14 protein-coding genes are annotated in these 14,083 nt (G+C 33.7%); 2 read left to right on the top strand and 12 right to left on the bottom strand.

Annotated features, from left to right (window positions below; all coding sequences use genetic code 11):
* On the top strand, positions 1-858 hold an 858-nt coding region (locus Q0A18_RS07870; protein WP_292009600.1), incomplete at its 5' end, for an alpha/beta hydrolase.
* A 31-nt stretch (positions 859-889) separates the two neighbouring features.
* Here Q0A18_RS07870 and Q0A18_RS07865 read toward each other — a convergent pair.
* The 12 genes from Q0A18_RS07865 to eno form a co-directional block, all read right to left on the bottom strand.
* Complete coding sequence (locus Q0A18_RS07865) at positions 890-2,650, bottom strand: discoidin domain-containing protein (protein WP_292009599.1); 1,761 nt, start codon at positions 2,648-2,650, stop codon at positions 890-892.
* Between the two features lie 23 nt (positions 2,651-2,673).
* Complete coding sequence (locus Q0A18_RS07860) at positions 2,674-3,699, bottom strand: hypothetical protein (protein WP_292009598.1); 1,026 nt, start codon at positions 3,697-3,699, stop codon at positions 2,674-2,676.
* On the bottom strand, positions 3,696-5,183 hold the full coding sequence (locus Q0A18_RS07855) for an NAD(P)/FAD-dependent oxidoreductase (RefSeq protein WP_292009597.1): 1,488 nt from the start codon (positions 5,181-5,183) through the stop codon (positions 3,696-3,698). Before Q0A18_RS07855 ends, Q0A18_RS07860 begins: the two co-directional genes overlap by 4 nt.
* Before the next feature lie 79 nt (positions 5,184-5,262).
* Positions 5,263-6,777 carry a polyamine aminopropyltransferase gene (locus Q0A18_RS07850; protein WP_292009596.1) on the bottom strand — a complete coding sequence of 505 codons (1,515 nt, stop codon included), beginning with the start codon at positions 6,775-6,777 and terminating at the stop codon, positions 5,263-5,265.
* Entirely contained in the window at positions 6,770-6,985 is a 216-nt protein-coding gene (locus tag Q0A18_RS07845) for a DUF350 domain-containing protein (protein WP_292009595.1), read from the bottom strand. Before Q0A18_RS07845 ends, Q0A18_RS07850 begins: the two co-directional genes overlap by 8 nt.
* An 11-nt stretch (positions 6,986-6,996) precedes the next feature.
* Positions 6,997-7,191 carry a hypothetical protein gene (locus Q0A18_RS07840; protein WP_292009594.1) on the bottom strand — a complete coding sequence of 65 codons (195 nt, stop codon included), beginning with the start codon at positions 7,189-7,191 and terminating at the stop codon, positions 6,997-6,999.
* A gap of 8 nt (positions 7,192-7,199) precedes the next feature.
* Complete coding sequence (locus tag Q0A18_RS07835; protein ID WP_292009593.1) at positions 7,200-8,513, bottom strand: DUF4178 domain-containing protein; 1,314 nt, start codon at positions 8,511-8,513, stop codon at positions 7,200-7,202.
* 2 nt (positions 8,514-8,515) lie between these two features.
* The gene (locus tag Q0A18_RS07830; protein ID WP_292009592.1) at positions 8,516-8,875 is read right to left on the bottom strand and encodes an S-adenosylmethionine decarboxylase; all 360 of its coding nucleotides are present in this window, start codon (positions 8,873-8,875) and stop codon (positions 8,516-8,518) included.
* 30 nt (positions 8,876-8,905) lie between these two features.
* Positions 8,906-9,838 (bottom strand): citrulline utilization hydrolase CtlX, encoded by a 933-nt coding sequence (gene ctlX / locus Q0A18_RS07825; RefSeq protein ID WP_292009591.1) that lies wholly within the window; start codon positions 9,836-9,838, stop codon positions 8,906-8,908.
* Between the two features lie 25 nt (positions 9,839-9,863).
* On the bottom strand, positions 9,864-10,778 hold the full coding sequence (locus Q0A18_RS07820; protein ID WP_292009590.1) for an arginine deiminase family protein: 915 nt from the start codon (positions 10,776-10,778) through the stop codon (positions 9,864-9,866).
* 203 nt (positions 10,779-10,981) lie between these two features.
* Entirely contained in the window at positions 10,982-12,268 is a 1,287-nt protein-coding gene (locus tag Q0A18_RS07815) for a citrate synthase (RefSeq protein ID WP_292009589.1), read from the bottom strand.
* A 97-nt stretch (positions 12,269-12,365) separates the two neighbouring features.
* Entirely contained in the window at positions 12,366-13,658 is a 1,293-nt protein-coding gene (eno, locus tag Q0A18_RS07810) for a phosphopyruvate hydratase (RefSeq protein WP_292009588.1), read from the bottom strand.
* A 134-nt stretch (positions 13,659-13,792) separates the two neighbouring features.
* Between eno and Q0A18_RS07805 the strand changes: the two genes are divergently transcribed.
* Positions 13,793-14,083 (top strand): hypothetical protein (locus Q0A18_RS07805; RefSeq protein ID WP_292009587.1); only part of this gene is annotated, 291 nt, incomplete at its 3' end.

Here is a 14,083-nt window from a genome sequence, read left to right as displayed (position 1 = left end):
ATGAAAAAAAATATTTTAATTATCAGTTTATCTATCGTTTTATTATTAATTTTAAATTTTAAAGAGAATAATATGAACACAGATGAAAATATGAGTTATAATAGCCAGCTTAACATCAGATATGGTGACCACCCTGAACAGATTATGGATCTGTATATTCCGAAAGATAAATTCAATATAAAAAAAGATGTTTTCATCATCGTACACGGTGGAGGGTGGAATAAGGATGATAAGAAAGAACTAACCGCCTTCACTCTGGAACTGACAAAGAAATTTCCTAATCATATTTTTGCCAATATTAATTACAGATTGGCTACTTCCTCCCGTTTTGGATTCCCTAACCAGACAGAGGATATTGATACAGCCTTAAAATATTTAAAGAATACACTACAGTATCAACCTGAATTTGTTATCTTGGGGAACAGTGCCGGCTCTAATATTTCCATGCTCTATTCTTATAAATATGACACTCAAAAAAAGATAAAAGCAGTCATTAATATTGTAGGGCCCTCTAATCTCTCCGACCCTGAATTCAAAAAATATGAAGATTATGCTTTTGTGGAAAAAGCCTTAGTGGATCCAAAACTTCTTGCTGATAATGAATCTGCAACAGATTTCGCAAGTCCAATCAAATGGATAAACAAAAACTCACCTCCAACTTTTTCATTTTATGGGACTAAAGATCATATTATACCTTTATCTCAAAAAGATTTTTTAGAGGCTGCTTTAAAAAAACATAACATAATGAGTGAATTTTACACCTTTGAAGGCGGACATACTGATTGGGAATATGGAAGTCACGCTCCTTTTTTGATCAACAAAATTTCAGATTTTCTAAAACGTCTTAATTTAAAATAGAAAAACGCTCTGGATTCAGAGCGTTCTCATTTTATTCTGATTTTACAACTTCTGTTCTTTCAGAGATTCCATTAGCATTAAATGCTTCAATCTGAAAATAATAAGCATCCGCCCGGTCCGCACCTGTAAAAAAATATTCATTTTTACCATATACCATAATGTTTCCGTAAAGTTTATCAGGTGATTTACCCCAATAAATAACATATCCGTCTGCTTCTTCATTCTGCTGCCACTTCATCCATATACTTCTTCTTTCTCCGTATTTTTTAGGATCAGCTCTTAGCGGAACAAAATTCTGAACTGGTGCAGGCTTATTTCCTGCTCCTTTTCCAAACACCCTGAATCCACTCAAAGCAAATTTTCCGGTAGGCATTTTCAGATTTTCGATTTTTAAAAATCTTGTTTTTACCGGTCCTTCCAGCTCAATATAATCATGAGGAACATCTTTGGTATTTTTACTTTTATCAACGATTACTTTCCATTTTTTCCCATCCTCTGAACCATAGATTTTATACTGATGCATTTTTCCAAGAGTTTTACCCAAAAACTCAACATCCTGATCTGCATAATTAATCTGAATTGCATTTACCTTAGAAATTTCACCTAAGTCTGTCTGAAACCATTCTCCTGAATTTCCAGTCTTAGCACTCCAATAGGTTTTTATATCTTCATCTACAGCATAATTGGAATGATACCCTCCCAGCGTTGAAGATACCTGTACAGGTTTATTATAATTCAACAGCATCCATCCGGCAAAAAGCCCTTTAGTAAAATCTTTTCCCTGTGCATATTGAGGAAGATAAGTGGGGTAATCACCATAAGCCGTATTACAGTACATCACATCATCCTTATCAAATCCGGACGGCCAGATTCCCAATCTCCGTTCAAAATTGTTTTTTGTAGAAATAAAGAGGGTAGATATATGCCACCAATTATTGAAATTATCTTTAAAAGTTGCTCCATGTCCTGCTCCTCTAGCATAACCTCCGGGCTTATAAGAAAAAGGATTATGCTGCTGGTATTCGAATCCTTCTAAAGGATTATTACTTACATATACTCCATCTGAATAACCACTGAATTCTGTAGCAGGCGCCCCATATTGCATATAATATTTCCCATTGTGCTTTGTCATCCATGCTCCTTCTACAAAAGGCTGAAGAAAGACATTATCATTATATTCCCCAAAGCGCTCCCAACCATGGTCTTCCGGTTTAAGTCTGAGGATTGGCTTCACAAAACCTTCCGACTGCAATGTTTTAACTTTTACTTCAGTTCCCAGCAGAGGCCATTCATTGCTTGAACCCCAATATAGATAAAGTTTATTTTTATCCTCATCATAGTGAAATGCCGGATCCCATGCTCCCACTTTTAAAGTATCTACAGCAATATGCCAATCGTCTTTTATGGGATTCGTACTCTTCCAGATGGGAAAATCCTGTTCCCAGGTAGAGCCAAATACATATAAAGTATCCTTCATCGCCCAAACAGCGGGAGCATTGAGATCATGAATATATTTATTATCCCTAAGAAATTTTCTTTTTACAAATTTCCAGTCCAGCATATCATCACTATACCAGTATCCTTCCTGATTGGTTGAAAAAAGAAAAAGTTTATTTTTAAAATTAACAATTACAGGATCAGCGGTTGCCCTGTGTTTTCCTTGTTTTGCAAATGATTCGAAGGGAGTATATCCATAATCGATATTGATGGGATTACAAAATGTTTTTTGCTGAGCATGTAAGTAAACTCCCAATATAATACAAAAAGAAGTAAAACACTTATTTATCTTCATAATAATTTACTTATGAAGCAAATTTAGTTAACTTTTTTGGAGTTTTTCCAAATAAATCCATCTAACAGATAATGTGTCAATTGCGGAACGACTAATATTGGAATCAGAAGCTGGAACCAGGAAATGGAAAGATAAAAGTCAAATGAAAAATATTCCTGCCATACCAATATTTCCCATAAAAACTCTTCAAAGAAAGCAAATCCTAAAATAACAGCAATGAATAAAAATATTCCAAGGGTCGACTTAAAAGCTGAAAGTCCTTTTAACTGATCTGAATCTTTTTGCTGTATTTCTTTAATATAAATCAAAGCTATATAAGGAATTCCGTGAGATATAACATTCAGGAAGGTAAATACCAGATCATTATTGAAATAAACAATCCCAAAATACCAGGAAAGATAAGTTCCTACAATCAACGCTATCTTGGGAAAATTAAACGTTCTTGTTTTAAATATTTCCCAGCCTGTTTTTATAATCCAGACAAAAAGTATCATGAAATATAAAACAGTAATAAAATTAATATAATCAGGTAGATTTTTTAACCATACAAATTCATTTTCAACAAACCATGTGAAAGCTCGGGGAGTTTTAAACCAGTAAAGCATCGGATAAATCGTAGCTGAATAAACAGCCAAACCATCTAATTCCTTTTTCCAATTATTAGGTTCAAAACGTGCATAAAGACGCATAAACCCATATTGTTGTCTGATAAAATGAAATACTGCGACGAGTGCTAAAGCCGACCAAAAAACATGGCTTCCCAATTGATAGAAAATCAATCCCAACACCAGGCTTAAAGCCGGAATCCCCCAGTAAAGAAGCTTTCTGCTCTGAATTTCTTTTTTTACAAAGTAGGTTTTAAAAAGAGTCGAATATACATGGGCTACATCTACAAACACGATGAGAAATAACCATGTATAAAAAGAATAATTATTTTCCAGATATAAGATTTGTTTCTGAAAAATGAATATCAAAAAAAGAATAAGCAACGGAGGTGAAAGTATAAACCATCCATCTGCTTTGGCATTAAGAATCCAAGGTTGTCTCATATCATTTGTTTTGCTGCTTTTATTCCCTGATAAAATGCTTCTTCAAAAATAGAAATTCCGGAAAGGTCCGAATGGGCAAAAAATATTTTCCCTTCAATATCTTTTCTTGCTTCTTCTGTTTTTCTACCAAAAATCTGGTTGGGAACAGGAGCTATCATAGCATGTCCCATTTTATGAAACTGCATTTCCACTATAAAATCTTCAATAAGAGGATGTGCTTTTTTTAAGTCCTCCAATACCCTATTTTTAAGCTCCTTCTCCTTCATTGAATATAATTTCTTTCTGGCTTTTTTACAGTCATCTGTTGAAAAACTTTTGTAATAGGTTATTACTTTTTCAGTCATAACCTGATTGACATTCTGATGCTGGTCATAGATATACCCCAAACCATCAGAGCCAAAAATCACATTATCCCAAGCCAGTTCTTCATCGCCTCCAAACTCATTTTTAAGAGTAATTGTGGTTAAAAGCCATGGTACATAATTAAATGACTCAGTATCTCTGTTTTTAATAATCCTCTCATTGACAAACTGTGGGGTTGCCAATAAAACTTTTTCTGCAATAATTTTCTTGGTCCTCTTCGTGTCATTATCAAAAGTTTTTACTTCTACTCCATAGTCCTTTAATTGGATATCAAATGTCAAATGGTTAGTAAAATGTTTCCCGAATGTGTATTTTGAAAGATGTTCCGCCAGCCTCGCATTTCCCTCTGCCCAGGTAAAAACCTGTTCTTTGTATTTTTTACTCCAATTATTTTTTCTTCCTGCAAAATAATGAATACCTGCCCAAGCCGAGACATAATCAATCCCTAATCCATAATCATCACGACAGGAATAATCTAGTAGCCATAACAGCTCTTCGGATTTGAAATTTTGCTGATATAACCAGTCTTTAAAAAGTATGCGTTCTAATTGGAGTACCCCTTCTTCCCGGCTTGACTCGTAAACCGGAATATTAAACCAGTATTTCCCATCCATCCCTTTTTTTTCACGAAACCGGTTCATTAATTGAAAGAATCGAATAAATTCATCTTGAACTTCCTGAGATATTCCTTTTTGAGGAACTATATCATTTTGCCATGTATTCTTGTAAAACAAACGCTCCTGTTGAGGGAATGTCATTTGATACTCATCCAAAACAGGTTCGCCTGATTCGTCATCTCCTAAATAAATTCCACACTCTTCCAGAAATTCAATGATTTCTTTGTTTTCTTTATTAGGTAAGGGAAGATAATGTGCTCCCAAAGGAAACTTTGAAAATTTATTCTGTCCATTGGAAGAATTTCCTCCCAAGTGGTCTTCCATTTCCAGCAGCAGATAATCCTGATGATTATTTTTTGATAAAAACCGACATGCTGAAAGTCCTGACATTCCACCTCCAATGATTAAAAACCGAGTTCTGATTTCTTCTGTAAATCCAGGAAAGTCTTTAGCCCATAAACGATGCCCTAAAACATAATTAGTACCTGTAATTTTAAGCAGCAATGATTTGCCCTTTTTCTCACAATAGTGCAAAAAAGGAAATATAAGGCTTCCTAAAAAAACGGTTTTAAGAAAGTCTTTTCTACTGTACTTTCCCCCACTCTTCATCAAAATAACGAACTAATATTTGATTATCTAAACGGTTGATTTCTATATTTTCAGATTTCATATCTTTATTAAAATAGGACATCTGGGAAAAATTATAATCATAGAACTTCAAATCAGACACTTTCCTATAAATTTTATTTTTAACCGGTTCAAAAGAAGCCATACAAAACCCCCATTCTCCAAAAGAAGGTACATAGGTATGATAGGCTGAAGTAAAAGGAAATATCTGATTTACAGTTTTATCAATACACCAGAAAGACTTAGGTGCGAAATAAGGAGATGTTGTCTGGATAACTATCTTGGTATCCGGAGTTGTAATTCTTTCCAATTCTTTATAAAACTGAAGAGAATACAGCTTTCCTAAGCTATAATTAGAAGGATCGGGAAAATCGATGATGATAACATCAAACTTCTGATTATTTTCTTTTACCCAGATGTAAGCATCTTTATTAACTATTTTGACTTTGGAATTGGAAAGCGAACCATGATTCAGCTTTTTCATTGTCTCATTAGTTTTAAAAAAATCAGTCATTTCTCCATCCAAATCAACTAGCGTTATAGTTTGTACATCCTTATACTTTAGAGCTTCTCTCGCTGCAAAACCATCACCTCCTCCTAAAATCAGTATATTTCTGATTTCTTTAGACATAGACATAGCAGGGTGTACTAAAGCTTCATGATACCTGTATTCATCTGTAGAGGAAAATTGCAAGTTGTTATTTAAATATAATCGAAATTCATGATGATTACGGGTAAGCACTATTCTTTGATAGGGTGAACTTTTAGTATAGACTATATTTTCACCATATAATTTTTCTTCAGAAAAAGATAATATCCTATCTGAAAATATAAATAATATAAGCAAAATTAAAAAAGCCCCAATGGATTTTATTTTTAAAGAAAGCGTACCTGAAAGCTCTTTTGTAAGGTAGAAACATAAAAAGATAGCAATAGAAACATTGATGAGCCCAAAGAACAGAGGTGTCTTTACAATCCCCAAATTAGGAATTAAAACTAGGGGAAAAAGAATAGAAGCCAGTAATGCTCCTATATAGTCAAATGCAAATACATTTGATACTAAATCTTTAAAGCCTATCCTATCTTTAAGAATATTCATCAACAGAGGGATTTCTACCCCGACAAGGCAACCCGTACCAAATACGAACAAATACAATACGGCTTCAAAATGGGCTAATGTATTAAACAATATAAATAATACCACTGAGCTGATTCCTCCTACTATTCCTACAAGAATCTCTATTTCAATAAATTTGTCTATAAGGTTTCCCTTAATAAATTTGGCAAAATAGGATCCCACTCCCATCGAAAAAAGATAAACCCCAATAATAAAAGAAAACTGCTTTACAGAATCTCCTAAAAGATAACTTGCCAAAGCTCCTGCCACCAATTCATAAATCAGTCCACAAGTGGCTATGACAAATACTGAAAACAATAAAAGCAGTTCAAGAGGAACTCTTTTCTTATCCATGTATTGCTGCGCTTATAATGATTGAAATTCCTATAATAAATGCACCAAAAATAATAGCAAGAGCCACATTCTGGTTTTTAGAAATTTCATGCCATGTTCTTTCGGGTGTAAGTTTCTCAATAATAAGGTAACATACTAATAAAATCGCAATTCCTAAAAGGGAATAAAGTATTGAATTAAATATCGGTAAGAAATTAATGTTATCCATAGTTATATTTTTTATTTATGATAATATCTGTAGAACCCTCTTCCGGAAGAATGACTTCTTGTAGTTCCGTCTTTATATGTTTCTGTTTTGGCACAATCACACAACTGGTTTCCATTATAAGTAAGATAAATAAAACCACCTAAAAAGAAAGCTCCTATAAGAAAAAGAAGCCAGTTACTTCTTATATACTCAACAATATTTCTCATGAGAATAACTAATAAGATGAATTAGAACTATTAGCCCACTTGGAAACTTCAAAAAAACGTTTTCCAATATAAAAGGCTATAACCAGAATAACTATGCAAAATAAAATAATACCAAAATTCCAGAAAGAGACAGGTAGCCAGGTTGCTTTTATTTTTACAGAGGGATTGGAGTCATTGAGAGAACTATAAAAATTATCTATTGATTTCATATCACTCGGGTTTAGTTTGGTCAATTCCTCTTTTAGTTTATTCGGATCAGAATAAGAGTTTACAATATTTACTCCACTTTCTTTTTCCGCAGAAATTAGAAAATGATAATCTCCCTGTGATACACCACAAAAATTAAAAGTTTCACTTTTGCTCCCTTCTGACCAGCTTTCTCCACCATCTACTCCGTGATACTGTTCGATATCTTTAGAGGTATATATTATTTCATTGTTCTTTTCATTCACAAGGCTTATTTCTACATTTGCCCATGAATTATCAACATTTGAATAAGCATTAACTCTTAAAGGAGCTGATCCTCCCGATAATTTAAAACTATTGCTCACTAGTTCTTTATTATGAACGTCAGCAAAATTAATTTCCTGCTCAAATACGGTTTTATTAGTTCTGGATGTAAAAACATATAATTGCAATAAACAAATAATAAGTGCGACCAAACCTAAAATATTGATAGCCTGTTTCAAATCCACATAGAAAGGCTGTACAATCCCTATACCTGTATAATTAGGGAGATTTTTAATTTTGAAAGCTCTTTTTACAGTATATCTGGAAATATGCTTCCCATGGAAATATTCCAAATCACTCCCTGTCTGTTCACGGGAAATCATCGTAGTTCCATTTACATATTCCTTATAATTTGAAAGTGCAAGATTGACTTTATCTTCAAAGAAGCCCGTTGCTGAATAAGTATTACATGGTGTTGTCTCATACCACCTGTATTTTTTCCCATCAAGTTCAGCATAGTGTTGATAATCATGCAGTTCTTTATCTGTTGGACTTAGAAAAACCCAATGCCCGTCACTTTCACTTAAATATACATTATTTCCTGCCTTATCTTTTAATGCATATTCTCTCCAGAAGATATTCTGTCCGTATTTTTTGATAACAATATTAATAACATAATATTCTGTTCCCAATAAAATTCCTTTCTGCCCCACTTCAAGGACTACATTTTCAACAGGCTTTCTAATTTTTTTTCTAGAGGTATTCTCATTGACAAAAATAATATTTGTACAGGATGAGCAGATATACTCTCCAATACTGAAAGTGATCTCAAGCCTATTCTCTGTTTTGCATATTGGACAAACGTAATACATTTTTATCGGTAAATCTTGTGTTTTTGGAGTACGATAGCTTTAAAATACCGTATAACTTCTTCAGCAATCTGTTCAGTTTTTTCTGTATTATCCTGACTGTAATTACAAAGAAAAACATCAAATGTAAGCTGTTTAAATTCCGGCCATGTATGAATACAAAGATGTGATTCTTTAAGGCATACCGCCGAAGTAAAACTGTTATTTTCAAAGATATGATTGGTTATCCCCACGACTTCTACATCTTTAGCTACCACAACAGATTTAATATACTCTAAAAAAGCTTCACTATCTAATAACAAATCTTCCAGCTCTGTTTCCAGAGTTAGAAGAATATGTAAACCTTTAATTAACAATGATTTCAACCGAAAATTTTCCGCAAATATATACTTTTTCTAAGACATGGATGAATGGGGAAGAAAAACTTCTGCAAGCATACAACGGGCACTACCTCCTCCATTTACTTCAATAGTATTAAGATCAGAGTAAATAATTTCGCAATATTTCTCAATTGCAGAAATTTGTTCAGAAGACAGGGATTGATAAGCTGTCTGACTCATTACTAAAAACTTCTCTCCTTCTTTATTCTGTACCTGCAGCATATTCCCCGCAAACTGCTGCATTTGTTCCTCTGAGATTTCAATAATTTCTTTTCCCGAGTTTTTTATAGTTTCGATAACTTTACTTCTTTCAAGTTCGTTATCTATACAATCCAGACATATTACAACAAATTGATCTGCTACACACATCATAACATTTGTATGATAAATGGGTAGCCTTTCTGAGCCTACCGTTTGAAAAGAATGGAATACAACAGGCTGAAAGCCATATTTCTCACAGAAATCCCTGAATAGTTTCTCGTCTAATCTTAAAGAAACAGAACCGTAGGCAATTTTATTATCGTGATCAAAGATCATACTCCCTGTTCCTTCTAAAAAATGACCCTGAGTTTCAGGAAAGGACCAATCGTCAATTTCGGTTACTTTAAATCCATGTTTTTCAATAGTTTCAATAATATCCTCTCTTCTTTCCACTCTTCTGTTTGAAGCAAACATAGGATATAAAACCACTTTCCCATCCTTGTGAAAGCTCACCCAGTTATTTGGAAAAATAGAATCCGGAGTATGAGGATCGACAGTATCTTTTATACTGATCACGTTAATTCCCTTACTTCTTAACTTCTCGACAAAAATATTGAATTCTGCCAGAGCTTTTGACTGAATATCTGAGCCCGCCTGTTCTATCTGAAAGTAATTATTTTCCGCCGTTTCTGCATTATATCCAAAGGCAACCGGCTCTATCATTAAAACTGTATCTGTTGTTTGCATTTTTCCTAGTTTTAAATAACTTTAATTATTCTCTTATCAATGGCATCGTAGAACACCTTAAAAGTCCTCCCATTTTAGAAATTTCTCTATAAGGAATTTCTTCCACTGTAACTCCCCATTCATTTCTCAAATGATTATTCATTCTCGTAAAGGTCTTATCCGAAACTACTATCTCCGGTGAAAGGGAAAATATATTAGGAACCATTTCAAACATTTCATCTCTGGTTACGTGAAAACAGTTTTCTTCCCCAAAAATATCAATAATAAGACAATAGTCACTTTCATCTACAAAACCTTCTTTATAAATAATACATTTATCTGTTCCTATAGGGTTAAAAGTACAATCCAGATGTAAAATTCCTTCATAAGGAATCTTATCATTCTTCTTCAGTTCTAAATCAATAATTCTTTTTTTAGGAAAGTATTCTTTTAGGATCTCAATGGCATATTCATTTGTTCTTGCTGTTTTATAATTTCTATAGTCTTCACTGAAGCAGGTTCCAATGAAAAGGAAATCATTCCAGACAATAACATCTCCCCCTTCAATATGTGCCGTTTCCGGAAGATTAATAATATTTCTCCAGGATACTTTTTCAAATATTTTTCTGTAGGCATCCTGTTCATCCGCCCTGTCGGCTATTACATTCGAAATAATCATTTTATCATCAATTACAAAGGCCACATCTCTTGCAAAAACCTGATTATAGTCTTTAATAATATTTGGGCGAAGAACTTCTATATCATATTTTTTAAGAACTGCTTCAAAAGCGTTCATTTCTTGAATAATATCCTCTTCCTTCGGATATATATTGTTTTCTATTGAATAATAAGATTTAGCATCGTAGCTTTCTTCAAGCGTTGGGACAGATCCCATAGAATTAGGCTGACCTAGCACTACGGACCTGAGTTTGCCTGTTTCATTTTTAATGTTCAGTTTCATAAAGATTCATACATTTTACAAATATAGGCAAAGGACATTAGTTTAAAAACTTTTGAATTATTTTATCTAAAAAATTTAATATCATAATATAAAATCAAAAAATGGATTATTTTTTATACCATTTAGTCTATTTAAATAAATTATCTTCAAAATAAAAAATCCCCAAATAAATTTGGGGATTTTCTTCTATTTTGATACAAAGATTATCTGTTTGCAATATCGATGTAATCTCTTTTTGCAGCTCCTTGATAAACCTGTCTTGGTCTTCCGATCGGATCTCCTTTCAATCTCATTTCTTTCCATTGAGAAATCCATCCCGGAAGCCTTCCTAATGCAAACATTACTGTGAACATTTCTGTAGGGATTCCTAATGCTCTGTAAATAATCCCTGAATAGAAATCTACATTCGGATATAATTTTCTTTCTACGAAGTAATCATCTTCCAATGCTACTCTTTCTAACTGCATAGCAATGTCAAGAGCTTTATCCTGAATTCCCAGTGCATTTAAAATATCATCCGCAGCCTTTTTAATAATTTTCGCTCTTGGGTCAAAGTTTTTATATACTCTATGTCCGAATCCCATTAAACGGAAGTTATCGTTTTTATCTTTAGCCTTAGCAACATATTTAGATACATCGCCTCCGTCTTTCTCTATTAATTCAAGCATTTCGATTACAGCTTGATTTGCCCCTCCGTGAAGTGGACCCCATAATGCAGAAACTCCTGCAGAAATTGAAGCAAACAGACCTGTATGAGCAGATCCTACCATTCTTACTGTAGAAGTAGAGCAATTTTGCTCATGATCAGCATGAAGAATCAATAATTTATCTAAAGCATTAACTACGACAGGATCCACTTCAAATTCAGCATTTGGTACTCTGAATGCCATTTTGTAGAAATTCTCTACGTAGTTTAAGCTATTATCGCCATGGTTTAATGATAGCCCCTGGGTTTTTCTGTAAGTCCATGCACAAAGATGAGAGAATTTAGCAATCATCAACTCTGCAGCATGGTCTAAATCCTCTTTAGAGTTTACATCTACAGCTTTAGGGTTAAATGCCGTCAATGCAGATGTTAAAGATGATAAAACTCCCATAGGGTGAGCAGAACGAGGGAAAGCATCAATGATTTTTTTCATCTCCTCTGCAATGAAGTTATATTTTTTAATATTACCTTCAAAAGTAGAATACTGATCTATGGTAGGCAATTCACCATGTAATAAAAGATACATTACTTCAGTGAAATTCGACTTTTCAGCAATTTGTTCAATGGGATAACCTCTGTAAAACAATTCTCCTTTATCTCCATCAAGATAAGTGATTTCACTAATTGTCGCACCTGTATTTTTGTATCCTAAATCTAAAGTAATAAGACCCGTTTGGTCCCTAAGTTTTGAAATATCTATACCTCTGTCTCCGATCGTACTATCCACTATTGGATATTCATAAGAATTACCGTCGTAATTCAATATAACTTTGTTGTCTGACATTATTTATTTAATTTTCTATAAATTTACTAAAATTCTATAAAATGCCATAAAAAAACAGCAAACAATTATAGTTTGCTGTTTTTTTATATTTTGGCTGTTATCTTTTGATTTTAAAAGCCTCTAATCCAGGGAAAATTGCTGTTTCACCAAGTGCTTCTTCAATTCTTAATAATTGATTATATTTTGCCATTCTATCTGATCTTGAAGCAGACCCTGTTTTAATCTGTCCGCAATTCATTGCCACCGCCAGATCAGCTATTGTAGAATCCTCAGTCTCTCCAGATCTGTGAGACATTACTGAAGTATATTTATTGTGTTGAGCCATTTGTACAGCTGCCATAGTTTCTGAAAGAGAACCGATTTGATTAACTTTTACCAGGATTGAGTTGGCAATTCCTTCATTAATTCCTCTTGACAACCTTTCTACATTAGTAACAAATAAGTCATCTCCTACTAACTGAACTTTGTCTCCGATTTTATCCGTCAACATTTTCCATCCTTCCCAATCATCTTCCTGCATACCGTCTTCAATAGAAATAATAGGATATTTATTAGCTAATTCGGCTAAATAAGAAACCTGCTCTTCTCTGCTTCTGTGAGCAGCATTCTCTCCTTCGAATTTTCTATAATCGTAAGTCCCGTCTTTATAGAATTCTGAAGCTGCACAGTCTAATGCTAACATGATATCATCTCCCGGTTTGTAGCCAGCTTTTTCAATAGCCTGGAGTAAAGTATCCAGAGCATCTTCTGTTCCTTTAAATGTTGGAGCAAAACCACCTTCATCCCCTACAGCCGTAGAAAGACCTCTTCCTTTAAGTATAGATTTCAGATTATGAAAAATCTCAGTTCCTTTTCTCAAAGCATGGGAAAAAGAATCAGCTTTTACTGGCATAATCATGAATTCCTGGAATGCAATAGGTGCATCAGAGTGGGAACCTCCATTGATAACGTTCATCATCGGAACCGGTAATGTATTGGCATTAACTCCTCCTACATATTTATAAAGTGGCATTCTCAGTTCTGTAGCAGCAGCTTTCGCAGCAGCCAGAGAAACACCAAGAATAGCATTAGCTCCTAATTTTCCTTTATTGCTAGACCCATCAAGATCAATCATAATCTGGTCAAGAAGATTCTGATCAAATACAGGGAAACCTACTAATTCCGGTGCAATAATTTCTCTTACATTCTCAACAGCTTTGAGAACTCCTTTCCCCATATATTCCGAACCATTATCACGCAATTCTACAGCCTCATGCTCTCCTGTGGATGCTCCGGAAGGAACTGCAGCACGGCCCATTGCTCCGCTCTCTGTGAATACATCCACTTCAATTGTAGGATTTCCTCTTGAATCCAAAATCTGTCTCGCTTCTATGTAAGAAATGTAGCTCATTTTTTCATTTTTTATAGTTCATACAAATTTAATCAAATTTTAACTTTTCTGCCCATATAAACTTTAGCTTTTAATATTATTCTAAGTTAAATTTTAGTTAATTTTACATGTATAACAATTAGAAAATCAAAAAAATGAAAAATACCTTGATCTTATGTGTCTTATCACTTCTGTGGATTGGTTGTAAAAAAGAAGGCAACAAGGATGTCCTAAAAGCCGATGACAATGCCGTTATAAATAATTACAATAAAAGTGACTCCATACCAGCAAACTCATCATCTATAAAAACTAATGAAAAAACAAACTTTGTTTATAAAGCGACCGACGGAAGCTTGGTAAAAGTAGTTTTTAATAATTCTCCAAAAGAAAATACCGTTACTATAACCAGTAATAAAAAAACAATTGTCCTTACCAAAGAGCAATCT

It is taken from the genome of Chryseobacterium sp. (assembly GCF_022712095.1).
GTDB lineage: Bacteria > Bacteroidota > Bacteroidia > Flavobacteriales > Weeksellaceae > Chryseobacterium.
The sequence above is the reverse complement of the archived record's forward strand: the minus strand, read 5'-3'. Positions and strand labels throughout refer to the sequence as shown.